This is a genomic window from Cellvibrio sp. ATLC23 (assembly GCF_057196725.1).
The window spans coordinates 259948-280845 of the sequence record NZ_JBXUOS010000001.1 but is presented as its reverse complement, the minus strand read 5'-3'; the positions used below and the strand labels follow the sequence as shown (position 1 = coordinate 280845).

At 43.0% G+C, this 20898-nt stretch carries 21 protein-coding genes; 5 read left to right on the top strand and 16 right to left on the bottom strand.

The window, feature by feature from the left end:
* Positions 1 to 257: 257 nt before the first annotated feature.
* Positions 258 to 443, bottom strand: coding sequence for a hypothetical protein (locus tag AC2CG4_RS01150; RefSeq protein WP_484484506.1), 186 nt, complete (start codon positions 441 to 443; stop codon positions 258 to 260).
* Positions 444 to 650: 207 nt separating this feature from the next.
* Between AC2CG4_RS01150 and AC2CG4_RS01145 the strand changes: the two genes are divergently transcribed.
* Positions 651 to 1082 carry a PRC-barrel domain-containing protein gene (locus AC2CG4_RS01145; RefSeq protein WP_484484505.1) on the top strand — a complete coding sequence of 144 codons (432 nt, stop codon included), beginning with the start codon at positions 651 to 653 and terminating at the stop codon, positions 1080 to 1082.
* Between the two features lie 346 nt (positions 1083 to 1428).
* On the opposite strand, the gene AC2CG4_RS01140 is transcribed toward AC2CG4_RS01145, so the two are convergent.
* Both AC2CG4_RS01140 and AC2CG4_RS01135 read right to left on the bottom strand, forming a co-directional pair.
* Positions 1429 to 3579 carry a TonB-dependent receptor gene (locus AC2CG4_RS01140; RefSeq protein ID WP_484484504.1) on the bottom strand — a complete coding sequence of 717 codons (2151 nt, stop codon included), beginning with the start codon at positions 3577 to 3579 and terminating at the stop codon, positions 1429 to 1431.
* A gap of 70 nt (positions 3580 to 3649) precedes the next feature.
* Positions 3650 to 4396, bottom strand: coding sequence for a response regulator (locus AC2CG4_RS01135; RefSeq protein WP_484484503.1), 747 nt, complete (start codon positions 4394 to 4396; stop codon positions 3650 to 3652).
* Positions 4397 to 4761: 365 nt separating this feature from the next.
* Between AC2CG4_RS01135 and AC2CG4_RS01130 the strand changes: the two genes are divergently transcribed.
* The 3 genes from AC2CG4_RS01130 to AC2CG4_RS01120 all read left to right on the top strand — a co-directional run bounded on the left by AC2CG4_RS01130 (position 4762) and on the right by AC2CG4_RS01120 (position 8689).
* Entirely contained in the window at positions 4762 to 5412 is a 651-nt protein-coding gene (locus AC2CG4_RS01130) for an N-acyl amino acid synthase FeeM domain-containing protein (protein ID WP_484484502.1), read from the top strand.
* Positions 5381 to 7477, top strand: coding sequence for a sensor histidine kinase (locus tag AC2CG4_RS01125; RefSeq protein ID WP_484484501.1), 2097 nt, complete (start codon positions 5381 to 5383; stop codon positions 7475 to 7477). Before AC2CG4_RS01130 ends, AC2CG4_RS01125 begins: the two co-directional genes overlap by 32 nt.
* Positions 7478 to 7714: 237 nt before the next feature.
* The gene (locus AC2CG4_RS01120) at positions 7715 to 8689 is read left to right on the top strand and encodes a response regulator (RefSeq protein WP_484484500.1); all 975 of its coding nucleotides are present in this window, start codon (positions 7715 to 7717) and stop codon (positions 8687 to 8689) included.
* Positions 8690 to 8722: 33 nt separating this feature from the next.
* On the opposite strand, the gene AC2CG4_RS01115 is transcribed toward AC2CG4_RS01120, so the two are convergent.
* The 5 genes from AC2CG4_RS01115 to AC2CG4_RS01095 form a co-directional block, all read right to left on the bottom strand.
* Complete coding sequence (locus tag AC2CG4_RS01115) at positions 8723 to 9178, bottom strand: helix-turn-helix domain-containing protein (RefSeq protein WP_484484499.1); 456 nt, start codon at positions 9176 to 9178, stop codon at positions 8723 to 8725.
* Positions 9179 to 9316: 138 nt separating this feature from the next.
* Entirely contained in the window at positions 9317 to 10270 is a 954-nt protein-coding gene (locus AC2CG4_RS01110) for an HAAS signaling domain-containing protein (RefSeq protein ID WP_484484498.1), read from the bottom strand.
* The gene (locus AC2CG4_RS01105; protein ID WP_484484497.1) at positions 10257 to 10601 is read right to left on the bottom strand and encodes a PadR family transcriptional regulator; all 345 of its coding nucleotides are present in this window, start codon (positions 10599 to 10601) and stop codon (positions 10257 to 10259) included. Before AC2CG4_RS01105 ends, AC2CG4_RS01110 begins: the two co-directional genes overlap by 14 nt.
* Positions 10602 to 10745: 144 nt before the next feature.
* A complete protein-coding gene (locus AC2CG4_RS01100; protein WP_484484496.1) occupies positions 10746 to 10952 on the bottom strand; it encodes a type II toxin-antitoxin system antitoxin in 207 nt (68 codons plus the stop codon).
* 15 nt (positions 10953 to 10967) lie between these two features.
* Positions 10968 to 11828: an SPFH domain-containing protein gene (locus tag AC2CG4_RS01095; RefSeq protein ID WP_484484495.1), complete on the bottom strand. Its 861-nt coding sequence runs from the start codon at positions 11826 to 11828 to the stop codon at positions 10968 to 10970.
* A 221-nt stretch (positions 11829 to 12049) separates the two neighbouring features.
* On the opposite strand from AC2CG4_RS01095, the gene AC2CG4_RS01090 reads away from it, so the two are divergent.
* Positions 12050 to 14143 carry a tetratricopeptide repeat protein gene (locus AC2CG4_RS01090; RefSeq protein WP_484484494.1) on the top strand — a complete coding sequence of 698 codons (2094 nt, stop codon included), beginning with the start codon at positions 12050 to 12052 and terminating at the stop codon, positions 14141 to 14143.
* Positions 14144 to 14234: 91 nt separating this feature from the next.
* Here AC2CG4_RS01090 and AC2CG4_RS01085 read toward each other — a convergent pair whose 3' ends face one another.
* From AC2CG4_RS01085 to rfbG, 8 genes are all read right to left on the bottom strand, one after another.
* Positions 14235 to 14987: a hypothetical protein gene (locus AC2CG4_RS01085; RefSeq protein ID WP_484484493.1), complete on the bottom strand. Its 753-nt coding sequence runs from the start codon at positions 14985 to 14987 to the stop codon at positions 14235 to 14237.
* A complete protein-coding gene (locus AC2CG4_RS01080) occupies positions 14984 to 15769 on the bottom strand; it encodes a phytanoyl-CoA dioxygenase family protein (RefSeq protein ID WP_484484492.1) in 786 nt (261 codons plus the stop codon). The genes AC2CG4_RS01085 and AC2CG4_RS01080 overlap by 4 nt, the downstream gene beginning before the upstream one ends.
* A 26-nt stretch (positions 15770 to 15795) precedes the next feature.
* Positions 15796 to 16545, bottom strand: coding sequence for a cephalosporin hydroxylase family protein (locus tag AC2CG4_RS01075; protein ID WP_484484491.1), 750 nt, complete (start codon positions 16543 to 16545; stop codon positions 15796 to 15798).
* A gap of 126 nt (positions 16546 to 16671) precedes the next feature.
* Positions 16672 to 17463: an NAD-dependent epimerase/dehydratase family protein gene (locus tag AC2CG4_RS01070; RefSeq protein ID WP_484484490.1), complete on the bottom strand. Its 792-nt coding sequence runs from the start codon at positions 17461 to 17463 to the stop codon at positions 16672 to 16674.
* Positions 17460 to 17948 carry an acyltransferase gene (locus AC2CG4_RS01065; protein WP_484484489.1) on the bottom strand — a complete coding sequence of 163 codons (489 nt, stop codon included), beginning with the start codon at positions 17946 to 17948 and terminating at the stop codon, positions 17460 to 17462. Before AC2CG4_RS01065 ends, AC2CG4_RS01070 begins: the two co-directional genes overlap by 4 nt.
* A gap of 50 nt (positions 17949 to 17998) precedes the next feature.
* A complete protein-coding gene (locus AC2CG4_RS01060; RefSeq protein WP_484484488.1) occupies positions 17999 to 19219 on the bottom strand; it encodes a methyltransferase domain-containing protein in 1221 nt (406 codons plus the stop codon).
* Positions 19216 to 19833 (bottom strand): dTDP-4-dehydrorhamnose 3,5-epimerase family protein, encoded by a 618-nt coding sequence (locus AC2CG4_RS01055; protein ID WP_484484487.1) that lies wholly within the window; start codon positions 19831 to 19833, stop codon positions 19216 to 19218. Before AC2CG4_RS01055 ends, AC2CG4_RS01060 begins: the two co-directional genes overlap by 4 nt.
* Positions 19818 to 20891, bottom strand: a complete 1074-nt coding sequence (rfbG, locus tag AC2CG4_RS01050) for a CDP-glucose 4,6-dehydratase (RefSeq protein WP_484484853.1) — start codon at positions 20889 to 20891, stop codon at positions 19818 to 19820. The genes AC2CG4_RS01055 and rfbG overlap by 16 nt, the downstream gene beginning before the upstream one ends.
* Between the last annotated feature and the right edge of the window lie 7 nt (positions 20892 to 20898).

The window sequence follows — 20898 nt, the reverse complement described above, 5'->3', positions numbered from 1 at the left end:
TTATCCAATGCATCATCCCACTTTATTACGTTAAGGTGGCACTCATTTTAATGTAGCTGTTAAGCGCAGTTACACTTACGCGAACAACCCCGAACCGCAACGTGACAGTTGGTAACACAATAAAATGTAAGATAGTTCTCGTCTAACTTTCAAACATTTAGCTACCTGAAACTCCCACTTTTACGCTTTCATATATTGGGACGACAAACCCACACCCCGTAGAGAAAAAATCCTGTAGCAACGCCGCGTTTAGAACTCTATAACTGCTTGATCGTTTTCTTTTTTGGCTTGATCGAAACACTATTAGCAGTCTCATCCGACTTTGTATGGTTGACCCTATCCCTTTTCGCCGCTTGGTTTCTCAGCACCATAATCGCAATAAATAACGCCACAAACAGTACCAATCCAATGAGAACTAGAAAATCATTTTGAGCAACTGACATACCCCCCTCCCAATTTATAAATTGTACATAACCTCCAAATTAATGATCCAAGATGTGAAATAAATCCGTACGATCACTAACATTGCAGGTGAATAATTTTTTGGTTGAATATAATTGCTAATGTGTGGTTCCGAACGGATATCCAATATCGGAGTTATTAATGTAGCCCTAGCCAATCCGGCTTAACTTCTTCTTAGGAGGTGTTTCATGAACTATGAAACTCGTGATACTTACGGCATATATAGAGCAAACCTGAGTCATACTGATCACAATGGACCAGGCCCCCGTTTAATGGGAGCGGACACCTTGATTGGCAATGACGTTTGCAATAGCGCCGATGAAGACTTAGGTGACATCAAAGAAATTATGCTTGACGTTGCCAGCGGTACTATAAGCTACGCTGTGTTATCGTTCGGATCGTTTTTAGGGATGGGAGGAAAATTATTTGCGGTGCCTTGGAGCGCTTTAACCTTAGACACGGTTAACAAACGTTTTGTGTTGGATATCGACAAAGAGCGCTTGGAAAATGCACCCGGTTTTGACAAGGACGATTGGCCAGACATGGCAGATGAAACTTGGGCCAAAAACATCCACAGCTATTACCGTACCAACTACCAAGATATGACCATTAAAAATTAATTTTCATATGCTGGTAAAAAAATCCCTCATTATTTGAGGGATTTTTTTGAATGGAAATTTATATATCACTTATTATTAGATGGTGTCGTCGCGCCCCTAATCTCCGTAAACTCAGCCAATACAGTCGCGCAGCTACACGCACACAATTGCAACTCTCCCGTTTCAACTCGCGGATATCAGCCATATTGGCGCACTGTTCTGGCGTTAACCTATTAGTTACTTCCATTTTATTTCTTCTTTTACATTTGAATTGATTTATCTTGAACGATGATTGGCAACGCCCTCTTCATCAATACCGCCCCCTGAACCAGCCTGCTCTATTTTCTCCACATTAATTTTTAACGCATCAATCCATTTTATAATTAATGGCCAATCCAAAACTGCGCGGTGGATTGTACAAGCCTCGCGGCACCCGCAGAAACGAAAGAGACCGCTGGCGAAGGTTGGTTTCATCGGTGATATTTTTTACCCACAACGAAATATCCCAACCAGAATTCATATTGACTCCCACGCGTGCGTTGGCAGCAAAATAGCTGGGGATGGCATAGGTCGCGCTATTATCCGGGCTGGAAAAATGATCTCCGGTGTAGCCGTAATTGACGTGACCATAAACCTCTGTGTGATGGAACAGCGGCCTGCTGTAATCGATGGCAATAAAGTAAGTGTGCTCGGGCGCATAGGGAAGATAATTAGCATCGTAATCCATTCCCAAGCCACCACCGTTTTTAAATTCGTCAAACCGCGCCTGGGTAAATGCCGTATTAAAACTTACGCTCAAGTACTCAGCCAGCAGTGCCTTGATATCCAACTCAATTCCTTTCGTGGTGGCCTTCCCAGCATTAGTCAATGACAATACAGTACCGGACGACTGGGTTTGTACAAATTGGAACACCTGAAAATCATCAAACTTTGTTACAAAACCCGCGAGATTAACCGAGAGTCGTTGATCAAAAAATACCGATTTTGCGCCCAACTCGTAATTAACGGCATACTCCGGATCAAATTGGAAGTTGTCTAGCGTGGTAATAAAATCCGCATTCCACCCCCCGCTTTTATAGCCGCGCGCCACGCTAGTGTAGAGCAACGCATCCGGACTCAACTGTAAGTTAACACCGACTTTAGGCAGCGGCTCGTTAAACTTTTTTTGATCCCGCAGATGATTCACGTTAATAAATGAGCCGGTACTGTCGATACTGGAATAGTCGATATCCTTAATTTCATGTACATAGCGGATTCCGCCGGTCAAACTCCAGTGCGAGTTAATAGAATAATTACCATGCACAAATAAAGATGTTGATTGCACCTCTGCCGTAGCCGGTGTCTGTACTGACGCATTAGGCGCTGAGCGAAACATTGCGCCGGTCACGGCACGGCGCTGGGTCGAAATATCCTGTTCTAAAAAATATGCACCTATAACATAATCGCCCCGCTCACCTTTGGGAGAGGCCAACCTAAACTCCTGGCTGAGCTGATCACTTTTTTCGTCAAACACACTGAATGCAACATCCAGCGGGGAATAGTCCTCTTCACTCAGCTCACTGAATTCATTGGTGCGAATGCCGGTAATCGATGTCCAGCGGAAATGTTGCGGAGTATCGTAAATAGCCTCAATGGTTGTGCCTTGCAACTCTCGCCGCTCATACTCATCGGCGTTGTGCGCCACCACAAATGGCTCTGGCGCTAAAGTGAATCCATTGAGGCCGCCATTGGCGAGAGCTTCAGCGTTGGTGGATTGATCATCATCTTTTAAATAATCAAACCCAACGTCCAGCGTTAAATTTTCAACACCAATGTAGCGAAATTTCAGTTTCGCCACATCACGCTGAACGCCCTGCAGGTCGCGATTGAGCGTGATGTTCTCGATATAGCCATCTTGCTCAGTAGCGCCCAACAATAAACTGGCAGAGAGATCGGAAGTTAGAGGCAGATTTATTTTCCCCGTAAGCGAGCGCAAATTGTAATTGCCGATATTGCTAAGCAACTCTGCTTTAAAAGTATCCTCAGGTTTTTGCGTAATGATATTGATCGCGCCAGCCAATGCATTAGTGCCTGCCAAGGTGCCCTGCGGACCGCGCAATACTTCTATGTGCGCAATGTCCAACAAACTTTGGTCGAAACTTGAGGAGCGGCCGGTCAACACACCGTCAATATAAACTGCAACGCGAGCATTGGTGCCTATGTTGCGCGCATAATCACCGACACCACGTATAGCAATTTCTCCGCGAGTATTTCTATCACCCCGTCCAAAATTGATATTGGGAATTGCCGCTTCCATTTCTGTTAATGAGCTTGCGCCCACTTGAGCGATAAACTTTTTATCGTAGACACCTATAGCAATGGGTATGGCTTGCGCACTTTCATCGCGCATCTGTGCCGTTACAATCACCTCTTCTAACTCGGAGCTATTGGTGTTTTGCGACAAAACCCCCGGGCTATACGCCGTTGTAATAAAAAATCCCGCAAACCAAAAACCACCAGGAAGTAGTATTTTTTTCATTATTATTCTCATGAATAATTGGCTCAATAAAGTGGAATGATAAAGTTGTGGATGAAATTAAATATAACGATCAGGCATTGCGGGAGTATGCCTGCAAGATATTTTGTAACCCCTTCATGGACAGAGGTTTTTCAAGGAAATCGGTAAATCCTCTGGACAGTAGTCCCGATTGATTAGCGCCTAGCGGCAAACTAGTCAGGCCGATAATAATCGTTTCATCGCTGACACGGGTACGCAAGGCAATCGTTGCCTGCTCCCCATTCATTTTGGGCATATGCAAATCCATCAGAATCAAATCATATTGTTTCTGCTCACATTTGCGGATGGCTTCCAAACCGTTTTCGGCAAAATCCACTTGGTAATGCGGGGCAAGCAGACTCTCCCCTATATCGCGATGTACAACCTCATCATCGACTAACAGAATCGTTTTGATGGCAGCGGTTCTTACCGATGCTGTCGTTGCAGAATCAAGATTCATATTCTGTACTCTGGCGTCCATGTTATCGCCTGCCGGATAAGAGCCAAAATTATTGGCTTGATGCTGAATGGCCTCAGACAGTAAATTTATTTTTTTTTGTACCACTTCCAAATTTGAGACCATGATGTCCGGTGCACTGATCAGCGCATCAATTACTTTTTTATCGTCGGGTAATAAGTGCACCAAATGGGGCGAGTCCGCCAATATTCTAATTAATTGCGGTAGATAGGATGCCAATAAACCGGCTTTCATTTTGGCAATTAGTAAGGGAGTAGCAAGGTCATGAAATAGCGTTTCCGCGCTATCCGACTCTAGGTGGGCTTTGCTGGTTTCTGTCATTGCTTGCGGACCTTAGGTTCTTTAATCGTGACGTCCTATTAAGATGCTACCTCCTTTATAACAGGGTGATATTTATCGCCTTGCATTTCTTTCTCGCACATCTGTGCAACAAACATCACTTCTTCTTGAGCACTGCTTTCTACCATCAATATGGCAATGCCAACTAATTCGCACCATTCAATCACTTCGTTATGAAGATTTAAAGTGTTGTTTTAGGTCGCATATTTTTTGAGCATAATGGAGTTTGACGCCAAGTCAAAGCTGAATATGGCGCCAACACTATTTATGTGGCACTTAAAGCATCATTTGTGATTTTTGTGCTCGCATTACTCAAATTTAATGTGCACTAAGCCAAGAGGTATCATATGTTAACTACCGCCCTTCAAACCCAAGAAAAACCACAAAGCGACTACTATAGTGTTGTAGCAAAAGGCCCCATGCTAGACCGGGTATATTCAATGCGTTATAGAAGTTATAGTTCGGAGGGTTACATTGAAGAGAACTCTTCGCTAAAGTTTATTGATGAATATGACAACAAGCCAAACAGTACTTGTTTTCTTGCATATCATCGGAATCAAGTTGTAGGGTCAATTAGAGCGTGCGTCTACGAGCCAGATAAAGGTTTAAACATTCCCATCATGGATTGTTTTGAAAAAGAGTTACGCAATACAATTGGCTACGACGGCATATTTTTAGAGCCCAATAAGTTTGTGATAGACCCTCAGTTCCAAAGAAGAGGAGGCATCCATGCCCGATTTTTGCTCCTAGGCACTGCAGTTGAACAAGCAGTAAGAAAAAATGCAGCTAATATAGTAGTTGCCGTGCGGACGGAGCACATCAAATTTTATCAAATGTTTGGCGGCAAACTTGCCTCAGAAGAAAAATCATACCCACATCTCAACTTTAAAACAGTACTCATGATCTGTGATGACGTTATGAAGTGCAGAGACTTTATTAAGAGCAAAGTGGAAATCATAGAGAAGAATGATCCAGTACTTAATTACGGCACTGTTTGATCTTGGCTTGGCTGGATTGGCCTTTTCGAAAAAGGACAATCCTGCGGCTAAGGCTTTAGCTTTTTTATTGTTTTCTCTTAGTGTTTGGCTATTAGAACTTTTCTTTTTAACTACACTCACCAACCCGGAATTATTAAACATTGTTTTTCATCTTACGCGTGGCGGGATGTTCCTTATTCCATTCGGATTTGCATTACTCACTTGGAGGTTAGTTGGTAGCCGATCTAAAATATTCAAAAATACTTTTATTCTCTTTGGAGCTTTTTTTAGTGCTGGTTTGTGGCTATACAATATGTTTATAGCGCCTTCCACACTGAAGGAAACAGATAGTGGACACCTACCTGAACTGGACGTCGTTTACTATATATTTATTGGCTATTTAGTTTGGTGCTTTGTCGGTTCTATTTTTTTAGTATGCATCTCCTATAAATCAACATCAAACAGAGAACAGCAACGCCTAAAATGGCTGCTTATAACTCTATTAGTTAGCTTTAGCTGCGGTTTAATCGTTCTCTTTTCAATGCCAACAGGATTAGAGTTTTATCTCTCTAAATTTGTTGGCGTTATCACTAACGTCGTTTTCGTTTCATTATTATTCTACTCAACAATCCAACATAACCTTATGGACTTCAGGTTGGCACTTAGTGTCGGCCTGACAAAGGCTATTTTACTGGGATTCTTTATTTGGTTGTATTTTGTAGTGACATCGGTAGTCGGCGATCATACCGAGTCAGTAGGTGGCGTATTAATTTTATTGTTATTTGTCGCACTAATCCTGGAGGCTTACCCAAGATTATTAAAATGGATTTTACCCAATGCAAAAAAGATTTTAGCCAAGCATGGCTATGAATTTGACCAAGTTAAAGAGGATACCGAGGCAGCACTGAGAAATTCAATCAACTTCTCTATGATGACTGAGGTACTAGATCATTTATTCTTAAAGGTACTTAAACTAACTAATTACAAAATCTTAATGATTAAACAGCAGGTAGAATCAGTCGATGGGGATATTAACAACAGACTAAGCAGCCTACCATTTGAGCTAATTAACGAAAACAGACCACTGGTAATTTACTGCACTGAACAAGCACAATTGATTATGGCGGATGAAATGCCAGAAACCATTCGCAGTGAAATGGAGAAACACAAGGCAGGATTATGCTTTCCTGTACTTTCAGAAGAAAAAACCTTAGCCATTGTGCTCGTCGGTGAGCCTACGCACTTTTCTTATTATCGCTATGACGATATGAAAGTGTTTGAATGGTTGCGAACAGAGTTAGAGCAGGTATTCAACCGGGTTATTCGCCTAAACAATATGCATGAACAATTAGGCGAAGCCAAAAAAACACTATCCATGCTCAGCTTGATGAATCACTATCACCATGATATCAAAGCACCTTTTGCTATTATCGACGGCATTTTGTCGAATGACATCTATGATCGCGACAAACAGCGGGACATAGTATTGGCACAAGTCGAGCGCGGCTCCAAACTGATCGCAACAATGGCCAGCATCCTGGGCGGGCATCATAAGCGGAGAATTCAATCCTGCGCCCTAGAAACACTCGTTCAAGACTGTCTTTATCTATTCGAAAAATCTTTCGACCGCATCGAATATGAACTCAGCGGAATTCCCGATATCAGGGGTGACGCGGAAGATTTGAAAATTCTCTTTATTAACCTAATCAAAAATGCAGCGGAAGCACGACGCGACACAGAAGAGCTAACGATTAAAATAAAGTCCTGGGTCGAAAATAATAATGTTTACTTTTCCATCTCAGACAACGGCACTGGTATGACCAAAAGCCAGCTAGCCAATTTATGGGAAGCTGGCTTTAGCAGGAAAAAATTTGGTAATGGCATTGGCATGCAAGCCATTAAACGTATAGTTGATGAGCATAATGCACACATTGATGTGACAAGTGAGGTTGCAAAAGGATCTGAATTTACATTGTGCTTTTTTGCCTCCCAGATTGCCCATGAAGGTGACAACCCCGATATAACAAAAGACGAATTAGCTGAAAGACGTGCCGCCAATCTGCTGGAAAAGAGAAATAGCCAATAATTTAGTCTTACTAATTCCCCCCCGAAGCCCTATTAACATCAGAAGGTCATAGGCGGCATGCAATAGATTAAAAGCACGAGAAAGGCAAACCTGTGTGCCATCTCGCTAGCACCATCATCAGCAGGCTTATTTGATTACCCCTCCTCCACGTAATTGGCTTACAATATCTATCATATACTTAATATAGTCGGCTCATATGCAAGCCATTAGGCCTTTACATTACTTGGGATTCTTAGCGTGAAATCAAAAATTCCTCTTTGTTTCTATCCAACACAAATTGTGTTTGTCGATGACAACCCAGACTTTTTAGATGCGCTGTCTACAACATTTTCCAAGCAATTCAATGTGCAAACTTTTGATAATACCGACGCGGCCTTGCGCTATATAAACGAGTATCAACGCGAAGCCGAGCTTGTTGCCAATGGTGAAAAGCCAAAGCCACAGGGAGATTCTGACGCTTGGGTAAAACAAGTTCTTACTCATAAGAACAGCAAGCGTTTCGATGAATTGCGAATTAAAGAGGTGTCCGTCTTAATAGTGGACTATTCAATGCCTAACATGAATGGTATTGAATTTTGCGAGAAAATAAATAGCCCATCTATTAAGAAAATACTGCTAACCGGTTATGCGACCCCGGCAGATGCGGTAAGCGCCTTTAACAACAATACGATTCATTATTATCTTAAAAAAAATGATGCAAATATGCTGCAAGATTTAGAAGCTGCAATTAACCAATTGCAGCATACTTATTTCAATGAGCTATCAAATAGCTTTAAAGCCGAGGCCATTGATAGCGACACGCCTTTTTTTGCGGATCCTCAGCTTGCACGTTATTTTCAAGAATCCTGTGAGTCTTTAGGGGTCACCGAGTACTACTATCTAACCAACCCTTCTCGCTTTGCGTTGCGCACACGTGATGGTGGAAACTTCTCCTGTGTTATTTATACTGAAGATGATATAGCCGAACACTTGCAGATATTGCAGGAAGAAAACGCCCCCAAATCACTCTACAGCGCAATAGAGTCGCGCAAGCTTGTTCCTTTATTTCAAACGGCAGATGGGTATTACGAGCCGGGCATGGCAGACGCAACCGCCAGCATTTACCCAGCAGTACATGTATCAGGAGTGGTGAATTATTATTGCGCTATAATCGCCGACACCGGAGCAACAGAAGTCCCCGCCATCAAGCTTTCTACAGGTTCACTTCATTAGTTATACAGAGATCCTTCTCTGCACAGAATGCATTTAAGCGATATCCCGGAACAATTTACGGAATGTACTTGGCGACAAACCTGTCCAACGCTTGAATGCATTGGTAAAACTTGTTCTGTCAGAGAAGTCCAGTGCACGCGACACAAGATCCACACTTAAATTATCATCAATCAAGTATTTAATGGCGTAATGAAATCGCAGATCATCGCGCAACTGGGCAAAATTGGTATTCTGGCTTTGCAACCGACGCTGCAAGGTGCGCTTGGTAAGATTCAAATCTGAAGCGATTTTCTCTATCGATAACTCGGTATGACCAACACGCAAATGCAGCGCATTAATAACGCGTGCAGACACTCCATCACAATGAGGAATTCTCGCCAGTGTTAGATACTCTTCATAAGTCAGTGTGTACGGCTGACTTAATTCGCCCTCATTAGACGTATTACTGTTGTTGTAGGTATTACTATAGTTGCGCTGCAGTTGAATCATTTAAGCCACTCCTTACGCCATTAGGCACGTGAGAAATTAAAGGGAATCCTTGCAGTGAGGCGCCAAAATCATTTCAAGCCACGCCCGCTGCTCTTGTGTTGATCATAGCACACCCATTTTGAAGTAGTCTGCACTCACTCACAGAGTTCGCGACAACTGCCAAATACGATAGACACTCCAACCCGCCATAAACAACAACCACATGCCCACCCAGAAGAGACCTGTTCCAATAACATTGTTGGCCAACTCAAGCATTTTTACCGGCTCAACCAACGGATTATGGGTAGGCACCAGAATCTGACCCACGCGACTGAGCTTGAGCAAAATCACAGCCGAGGCCAGATTAATCAATGCTTCTATCGCCAACTTGGGAACAGTCCAATAACGATAGACCATATTCCATGCACCAAAAAGCAAGGAGACAACCATCACCACCGACAGCAGTGGAATCCATTCACTCACTGAATCAGAAAACACTGCCGCCAAACCTGATACTTGCTCTGAAGGCATCCAAAAACTGTAATTCAGCAATGACAAGAAAAATAAATCACTAGCAAAATCTACCCCCTGCTCCCCACCGCTCATACGCTGCCAAGACCTTTTAACGGGAGGCAGTTTTTCTGGCGACCAAGACTGATAAGGACTAAATAAAGATTTACCTCCAGGAGGATTACTAAACACATAAAAAAGCCCAGTAATCAGCGCAAAAGTAATAAGGCCTTTGATGACAAAACCATGCAGCAGGCCGATAAAATCCATATGACCGGAACTGAGAAAACCCACCGCAAACTGAATCAACCCCAAGACGAATACCAAAATCACACCGTAGTGAAGTGACTGTTTGTAGAGAGGAAACAACTCGGTCGCTACCAACTGCTGCGCAGGCAAAAAGCGACTAGCAACCTGCTGCGGATGCCCTAATTCTTTCAACACTGCAGACACATCCGCTTCGGTAACCCCACGCCTCTGCTGCTCCGCCAAACCTTCCAGCTTATCGAGAATGTTGGCACGTAACTCGCGCGCAATTTCATCGCGACGAGCCTCGGGTAAATAAGAAGCCACAGCACTCATATATCGATCAATTAGTTGCACGTTCTACCTCCAATATGTTGCCTACATGATTGTTCAACGCTTGCCATTCGGCAGTTAAACTCTCGAGCAGTACAGCTCCTTCAGGGGACAACTGATAATAGCGCCGCTCCCGCCCCTCCCCTTGTTGCCATTCACTAGACAACAAACCTTGATCAGCCAAACGGCGCACCAGCGGATAAAGAGTTCCCTCATCTATATCCAGCCCAGTGTTTTGCAATTGCTTGCGCAGCGAATAGCCGTAGTGAGGCTGGCGCAAAGAGCCCAACACCGCTAACACCAAAATCCCTCGCCGCAACTCCTGTCGCAACTTATCTAAATGCTCTTCTGACATCATAAATCCCACATACTGTGCACCACACAGCAAATACTATGTACCGTACAGTATAAGAATGCAAGTGCGATCATAAAAAAGGGGGAGCTCGTTGAGCCCCCCCTTTTTTTGGTTTAAGAATTATTTTGCAAAGCCCCGCCCACGTTAGCTTGACTCTTCGGCACCACCCTCTAGCAACTCAAGATCTGTTGTGACTTTTTGGGTGAGCTTAACGCGCCCGCTTTTTACTAAAGCTTCACGAAGTACAAACTCGATTTGTGCGTTCAGGCTACGCAAATCATCATCTGCCCAGCGCTGCATAGCAGCGATAACCTGATCATTAATACGCAGCGGAAATGATTTTTTAGCCACAGTCTAACGCCTGAATTAAGAGTAAATGGTGCCAGTATTAATCACCGGCCTTGCCTGCTGATCACCGCAAAGCACAACCAATAAATTACTGACCATCGCTGCTTTACGCTCAGCATCCAAATCCACTACACCCTGCTCCTTTAATTGATCAAGTGCATCAGCCACCATCCCGACCGCACCTTGAACAATAATTTTACGTGCCGCCAACACCGCACTTGCCTGTTGCCGTTGCAGCATGGCTTGAGCAATTTCGGGTGAATAAGCCAAGTGGCTCAAGCGCGCCTCAAGCACATCAACACCCGCTTTTTGCAATCGATCCTGCACTTCACTTTTTAACTTCAGCGCGATTGCATTAGCATCACTGCGCAAGGATAAACGCTCATCGTCTGTATCGTGCTCATAAGGATAAGTAGTCGCAAGGTTACGCAAGGCCGCTTCACTTTGAATCGTTACGTAGTTTTCGTAATCATCCACCTCAAACACAGCTTCAGCGGTATCTACCACGCGCCACACAATCACCGCCGCAATTTCAATCGGATTGCCGTTTGCATCATTCACCTTTAAGCGACCGGACTCAAAGTTACGCACGCGCAAACTGACCGATTTTTTACTGTACAGCGGGTTAGCCCAGCGCAAGCCATTTGTGCGATCGGTACCGCTATATTGGCCAAATAATTGAAGCACCTTACCTTGGTTTGGCTGCACCATGTAAAAGCCGAACCAGCAAATAAAAACCACTATGGCTGCCAGAACAGCTATAACCTTCAATAAACCAGGAAGCAGAACAACACCACCAACACTGATTAACTGCAAGACCAGCAAAACCACCAACAAAAAGTAACCAGATCCACTACGCGCTTTTACTTCATGAACCATGAGATGCTCCTTTAAACACTTATTGATATCATTTAGATATCAAAATAATACAACAATTGCCCCATGTAAAGTGATTTAACCTAAAGCTGGAAATATCAGTCATTTATAACTAAAACATTGCCAGCGATAGCACCGCAGGCTATATACATTTATCCATACTTGTTCTATATAAAATTCTAACTAAAACTAAACAGTACAGCACAATCACAAAGGACGACTTAATGCTTAAAAAAAGCCCAAGCCAAAGCGAATTAAATAATTTAGTACGACTCCTCAATAGCGGAGACTTTTCAGCTGCCGAAGCCAGTGCAAAATCATTAGGTAAAACCTACCCCAAAGCTGTGGTGGTCTGGAAAATATTAGGGGTTGCGATCGCAGAGCAAGGCAATATGGCAGACGCCATAGACCCAATGAAAAAAGTCGTAATGCTGGCTCCCAAGGACGCGGAAGCACATAGAAACCTGGCAACCGCGCTAAAGGAAATCGGACAAATTAAAACTGCCGAGGCGCATTTTCGCACGTCAATTTCTCTTGATCCAAATGATGCGCTTTCACATATTTCGCTCGCCAAAATATTAAATGAAAAAGATGATTTTACAAACGCCGAAAAACTCTGCCTTAAAGCAATCACGCTCAAATACGACATGGCAGAAGCGCATGATCAATTGGGAATAGCGTTGCTAGGGCAAAAAAAAATAACGGCCGCGGAAACTGCCTTCAGAACCGCCATTCTACTTAACCCAAATATGGCAGATGCACATAACAATCTCGGCATAGCTCTCAATGAACAAGGAAAATATTCTGAGGCTGATGCAAGCTATCGCCAAGCATTAGCACTTAATCCGGACTTTGCTAATGCATACAATAATATGGCTACCAATTATTACGCTCAAAGAAAATTACTGGATGCGGAAACTCTATTGCTACAAGCTATTGCATTGAAGCCCAACTTTCCTGATGCGCTCAATACACTCGGAAACATTTATAAAGATCTAAATCGCATCGATGAATCTATTGCCTACTTTCGAAAAGCTATAACCATAGAACCCGCAATGAATATTGCCCATAGCAATCTGTTACTGACCGCCGGTTACAACGCAAAACTGTCCCAAGAGGAAGCCTTAGATGAAGCCAAGGCATTTGGAATCAATGCTTCAGCACGAGTAAAAAATAAATACACAAAATGGAATTGCAAATTTCCAATCGACACCACTAGTGGGAAAATTAAGGTAGGTTTTGTATCTGGAGATTTTCGAAAACATGCCGTTGCATTTTTTATTGAAGGCCTATTCCGCAACTTTAATAAAGATAAATTTGAGCTATTTGCCTATACTACACAACCCCAAGAAGATGACATAACCGCTTTACTAAAGCCTAATTTTGCAAAATGGCAACCAATCTATGGCAAAAATAATGAGGTCGCTGCAGCAATTATTCATCAAGATGCCCCACACATCCTATTCGATTTATCAGGACATACTGCAGGCAATCGTTTACCTATGTTTGCTTATAAGCCAGCACCTATCCAAGTCACTTGGCTCGGGTACCCAGCTACAACCGGCATGACAGAAATGGACTACATATTAGCTAATCACCATCTAATTCCTGTGGGCCAGGAACAGCCTTTCGTTGAGAAAGTCTGGCGCCTTCCAGAGGTGGTCGCATGTTTTTCGCCCTTAATAGAAGACATTCCTATTGCCGCACCACCCTCACTTCAGAATAACTACACAACCTTTGGTTGTTTTAACAACCTAATCAAAATGAGTGACAATGTTGTTGCCACCTGGTCACAGATTTTACATGCCGTGCCCAATTCCAAACTTCACCTTCAAACAAAACAACTCAGCGAGCCGTCTGTCCTAGAGCGAACCTATGCACGCTATTCAGAGCATGGCATTACGCCTGATCGTTTGATACTAGAAGGAATTACTGCACGATTAGATTACTTCAAATCTTATAACAAAATAGATATCGCACTTGATCCGTTCCCATGCACTGGTGGTACAACTACCGCTGATACATTATGGATGAGTGTGCCAGTACTCACGATGAAAGGTCGAGACTTTTGGTCTCGGCTGGGCGAAGCTCCTATACACTATGCTGGCCTGCAAAATTGGATCGCCGAGGATGAAAAAGACTACATTAATAAAGCAGCTGCATTTGCAGCGGATAGAGATTATTTAGCGACCTTGCGCAGTGAGCAGCGCGATAACGTTATGGCGTCATCGCTATTTGACGCTGCGAGATTTACCACCCATTTTGAAACTGCCCTGACCGAAATGGTTATGGCGAATCAGTCAAAATTCAATCAATGACAAAAAATAACGCCTTGACCATTAAAATATGTGATTGACGGACTTTGGGACGGACCCCATCAAATCAACTATTACAGCAGAACAATCAGACTCACTCAAAAACAGCCCAAGCACAATAAGGCTGATTAGGGTCCCGTCGCAACTTCAAATTATTCACACCAAGCACCTCCATCAGGGCCAATGTCTCGCCAGGAAATTTTGGGCAATTTAATTCATCAAAAACCAGTACAGAACCCTTCGTCAATCTAGGAATAATCTTTTCTAAGACGTCTTTAGTAGGCTGATAAACGTCCATATCAAAAATAGCCATTGAAATTATGGTGTGTGGGTTCTTTTGAATCCACTCGTTAATAGTTAGAGAAGCATCGCCCTTTACTAGCTCAAATTTTTTAATATGCGCTAACGGTGAAAGGCTCTCTTGCAACACCAAAATTTCTTCAAGTTGCTCACAATAGGAATCAACACTTGAATAGTCCCCTTTGGAAACCAAGTCACCATCTTTCAAATGTGGAGTTTCAAAACCAGAAAAAGTATCAAAGCCAATAATTTTTCTAGAGTAATTGTAAGGCTCAATCATACCTCTTAAATTAATCAACAATGAAAGTGACGCTCCCCACTGGACGCCAAACTCACAAATAACCCCAGGAATTTCTTTTATTAAAGAGTACAAATTATTAAAGTAAATAATTCTAGACAAACTGACTCTTTTAATAAATAAATTTGAATGAATATTCCAATGCGGACCCATCAACGGAACTACCGATTGCTTTATTTGAAACAATCGCTCATCAGCAGCCGTTTCAAATTCGCTCCGCATAATAGACTCGCCCAGCTTGGTTTTCATTTTAAATCACCCATTGGATATTTAAATCCTTCATAACTCTGAAAGAAAATATTAGCCTTGTCGCCAGTGGGACAACCAGCTTCAAGAAACCCCGGAAAAGCCAGATCAGAAACCCTCACTTGGGCAGTCCATCTAACAACATTAGAACAATTAGGAAGGCTACGATGCAACAACATTTGCTTGAAGATAACAACATCTCCTGCTTCAGCTTCCACGATAGTAGGTTTTTCTGTAACGACTTCATCAATCGCCAAATCTCTTTGCAAGAACTGAATTTGACTGTTGATAGTTTTATTAGATATCTTTTTAAATGGACGAATTCCCTGCAAATGACTTCCCTCAATTACTTGAATTGACCCGTAATATTCACTCACCGGACCAAATGGAATCCAAATTGTCACCGCATTACTTGAGCCCAACAAATAAACAGAATCTTGATGCCAATCAAATAAATGCTTATGATCATTCGGGCGATCATAGCGCATATTACAACACCCCATTAATATGGGAATCTCAATTCCCAAGCTACGACAAGCGTCAAGCAATTTTAAATTCCCCGACAAGCGGCTCAAGCCAGGTAAATAATGCAAGCGATCATACAGTTGCGATTGCATTTTAGGTGTAATTAAAGATTCCTGATAAAAATTGAATTCTTCGCCAACTATAAATTTTCCAATGCTATTTATTTCTTTTTTAATATCATCAAAAACTTCCAGAGGAAGAAATTGACGCAAAATAATATAGCCCTTTTCTTCGAAATCTTTTTTTTCTGACAGATCCATAAACCCATCCATAATTAACTTGATAATTAGCTTATTCTTTTTAGAAACCCGTCTGGCGCAACAGTAATTTGCAATTTGTGTTGCATATCTTTATCGATGACATACTCCTTGTGTTGACTCAAGTATTTATGCACAGCGGTTTTCGGACTATTTCCTGGACACCATGGACGATCCACAAAAACATCTGCAGGAACATCCTCAACAAAAGTATCAAATACAACACAATAACTACCCTTCGTCACCAATGGCGCATAGGCTTCCAGCTCTGCTAACACGTGCTCGTAAGTATGGTTTGAATCTAGAAAAACCATTACCCTCTTTTTATCTTTAACAATTTTTTGCACTTGCTCAACAATATCTGCAGCAACACTGGAACCCTGTATCATTTTGACTCGTTTAGCCATGGGATGTTGCAATATCGCATCTCGATTATGCTCACGAATATCTATATCAATACCCAATACAAATCCATCCGGATTACCCCCGCTAGCTGCGATGAGCTCGAGCATAGAAGCCGAGAAAATAATAGAGCCACCATGCGCTATACCTGTTTCAATCACAATATCAGGCTGCACTTTCCATATCAGCTCTTGCATCGCCATTATATCAATTGGATTTTGTATGATTGGCCGCCCCATCCATGAGAAGTTATAAACATATTGCTTCCTCATGCTCATCTCTAACCATGCTTTTGATTTTTCTTGAAACTCCTCATCTTTTCCTAATTCTTCAATTCTCGACTGACGCTCCATTTCAAATTGTTCGATAGGATTCATATTAATTCACCATATTGTTTGAAAAATAATTGGAGGACAGAAATATGTCGACCTAAAATGCACAATCATTTATTTATATTTGGAAGAATGAATTAGCATATCTTCAGCCAAATAATTTTCACCCTGTCAGGAAAACGGAATTTTTTCAAGCAATGACACAGGAGTAAAACCAAACTCAGATTTAATTCGACTCACATCGATTTGTGGAAAGACTCGCGCACCAGCATACTGATTGAAGGTGGCAGTGCAATGCAGAATTTCAGTTAATTTTTCGACAAGCATTACATGTGTAATGCACTCTCCACTTGCAACATTATAAGTTCTGTCTTTTCCCGACATGGCAATTTCCACTAACACGGGAACCACGTCATCTATCCACACATAATCTTTGCAAGACTCTGGAGCCTCATTTATCTCAACTCTATTTTCACTCTTTATTGCCGCAAGAATAGAACCTAAAAATGTGTGTTCGCTCTGCCCTCGACCAAAGACATTCGACAACCGCGCGATACGCACTTTGGGATTAGCTATCGATAAACACAGGGATTCACCAAGCATCTTACTTAGATCATACAAAGCATCAGGACCCGAACTTAGAGGCACAGGTGTCAACTCGCTTCCAAGTGCGCCGGCATTGAGCCCTGAGTAAATCCTCGCACTAGAAAGATATAAGAAAGATTCATAAGTATGATGTTGCAGTAGCGACATTAGAAAACCAACATGTGCGTCTACAGTATCAAATGGCCGCGTCCGAAAATTCCCTGTCATGCCTATTGCATATATAACATGCCCTAAACATTGCTCTTCATTTAACACATCCTCTCGTGCTGGCACGACAACTTGATGTCCTGAAGATTGAAGGAATTCAACCAAGTGCCGCCCAATAAATCCCCTGCCACCAAAGATCGTGAATTTCATTCGCGCCAGCCTTTCACGCGCAAAGGGTTACCACTTTGAATGCTGAACGCAGCCACTTCTTCACGAACAAGTGACATAGCACCGATTACCGCGCCGCGCCGCACAATAGCCCCGTCCAGTATCACGCAACCCGCTCCAATCCAAACATCATCCTCTATTACAATCCCCCCCTTACTTTCACAAAACCCTTGATGCTGTATCAGTTTATTCTTATCTTTATATTGATGATTGACCGGAGCAAAAACCACATTTGCGGCAACAGACACATTATTTCCAATCGTAATCCCATTACCGGAATAGAGTACGCAGCCTGAGTTAATGTACACGGAGGAGCCAATAACAATATCTCCTGAACCCCCAGCAAATTTCACCTTAACGAAACTATCCATAACGGATTCTGACCCAAGAGAAAATGTACTTCCCTTTACGGAATCTTCAATATCTACCATTGAAGATACCTTTGCAGTTTTATCGATAATTATCATAAGTGTATCGAACCCAAATAATATTCTTTATCGTTGCAGATAGGTGCACATCAAACCACGGTCAATTGCGGAATAGCAGTCACAAATTTGCAATGCGGTGGCACTATGGATTTCAATTGATCAGTAACTTCATCCCTAATATTCCACGGCAGTATTACCACGTAATCAGGATTGAATTCTACAAGCCGCTCAGGCGCTAATATCGGAATATGGCTACCCGGTAAAAATTTTCCCTGCTTAGATTTTGCCGCATCAAACACTGCCGGAATTAACTCTGCGCCAACCCGTATATAGTTTAAAAATGTATTGCCTTTAGCGGCAGCGCCATAGGCAACAACAGTTTTATTTTCCTTTTGTGCTTGCTGTAAGAATTCATGGAATTTTTTTGCCACCGTTGAAATAACTGTTTGAAAGTTACGATAACCATCTGCACTTGCCATCCCCGCTTGTACTTCTTCATCCATTATGGTGCTCACGCTCGATTCAATTTCCATGGCATCAGTCAATGCAACCCACACCCTGAGGCTACCACCATGGGTTGGCAACTTTTCCACCTTATAAACCGCTAGGCCTACCGTTTTCATTATGCTGCTCACGCTGTGCAGCGACAGGTAGGAATAGTGTTCGTGATAAATCGTGTCGAATTGCCGCTCTTTAATCAGATTAAAAATATGCGGAAATTCCACACTGCACACACCTTTGGGTTTTAGCATGACGGCGATACCGGCGACAAAATCATTAATGTCTGGCACGTGCGCAAGTACATTATTAGCAACCATTAGATCCGCTTTGCCATAATCGCTACACAATTGATTGGCGAGCGCAACACCAAAAAAATCTTCAACAATCTCAATGTTTTTTTCTCTAGCAGCAGCGGCAGTCGCAGACGTAGGCTCTACCCCTAGACAGGGAATACCCGAGTGCACAAAATGTTGCAGCAAATAACCATCATTTGCAGCCAACTCCACAACAAGGCTGTTTTCAGATAATTTAAGTTGTGTGATCGCCTGATCAGCGAAACGTCGCGCATGCGCAACCCAGGTGGATGATGTTGATGAAAAGTAGGCGTAGTCCGCCGTAAACAATTCATCTGCTTTGGTGTAATCCTCTGTTTGCACCAACCAACAGTTTTCACACACCCATACTTTGAGCGGATAAGATTGCTCCTGCGCACATTGCACGAGTGAATTGAGGTACGCATTAGAGGGAGGCATAACCCCCAAATCGATAAAAGGTAAGGTCAGTGGTTGCTGGCAGTGTCTGCAATTCATAAACCGACGCCCTGTAACAATTCAGAAAATGAGGATGTAGAAAATAATACAAAGGCTTGATCGCGCTCAGACAAATACTGTATCGGTAATGGCCACTGAATATTGAACTGGGGATCATCGACTCTTACACCAGCATCTAATGCGGGTTGATAATCTTGTGTATGTAAATATAAAAGCTGGCTATTATCGAGCAAAGCTTGAAAACCGTGCGCACAACCCGGCGGAATCAATAACATTTGTTGACTGTGTTCGCTGAGCTCTACCGAAAAATAACGACAAAATGTTTCCGACTGTGGGCGTAAATCCAACACCACATCGTAAACCTTACCTCGAATGCAGCGCACTAATTTGTATTCTGCTGCATGCGATTTATATTTATCGATTGCATTTAACTCGGCGACAGCGGGAATTTGAAAATGCATGCCGCGCACTGTACCAGCACGCAAATTCACCGAGTGATTAACTTGACGAATGTGTTGCCCTCCCAGCACCGATTCCAATGTTGGCAAACAAAACCAGCGCGCGAAAGAACCCCTTTCGTCTACCGACGCATTAGACGTTATTAATTTAACGCCATGCAAAGAAGTCTCTGAAACAACTAGTTGTTGACCCATATTGATTGATTCATCTGCGCATTGTGAATATAGATTTCCAGCTGCTGCTGTGAAATCACCTGCTGATTCAGATAAAAGTGCTGATACCATTCAGCCGTGTAACGGGCAGTTTCTGCAAAACCCCAAACAGGTTTCCAGCCCAATTTTGATTGCGCAGCAGAACTATCTAACGTTAACAGCTCGGCTTCATGTACTTGCGCGAGAGAATCTTCAACCCATTTCAGCTCCGGCCAGTGCAATTTCATTTGGGTCAAAACATTCGTCACACTTTGGCAATGCTCCGAATCAGGACCAAAATTCCATGCAGTCGCTTTATCTGATTCTTGCAGTAGCAAGCGATGTGCCAAACACAAATATCCGGAGAGTGCATCAAGTACATGCTGCCAAGGTCTGGTAGCAAATGGATAGCGAATCGTCAGCGGTGATTGGGCTTGCATAGCGCGAACAATATCGGGAATTAGCCGGTCTACTGCCCAATCGCCACCACCAATCACATTGCCGGCGCGGGCACTGGCGAGCAGCACATTTTTTTCTGCAAAAAAACTGCGCCGATAACTTTGCACCACCAGCTCACATGCAGCTTTCGAGGCACTATAGGGGTCGTAGCCACCGAGTGAATCCGACTCGATAAAATGCTGGCCGGATTCATTATTTTCGTACACTTTATCGGTCGTAATCACAACGATCGCCCGAACACTCGATTGAACGCGACAGGCCTCAAGCACATTAACAGTGCCCATTACATTGGTTTGCCAAGTGTGGAGCGGATCTTGATAAGAAGCGCGAACCAGCGGCTGCGCTGCCAAATGAAAAACCAATTCAGGTTGTGTTTGTTGCACCAAATTTTTGACGGCATGTAGGCTATTAATATCCGCCATGTGACTGGAAAGCGGCAAGTTTAGTAAGTTCCAGTGCGCTGGCGAGGTATCGGGCGGCAAAGCTATGCCGGTGACTTCCGCTCCCAGTTGCGTTAACCAGAGCGCGAGCCAACTCCCTTTAAAACCGGTGTGCCCGGTGATTAATATTTTGCGCCCGCGAAAAATATCGGCAAATTGCATCACAATT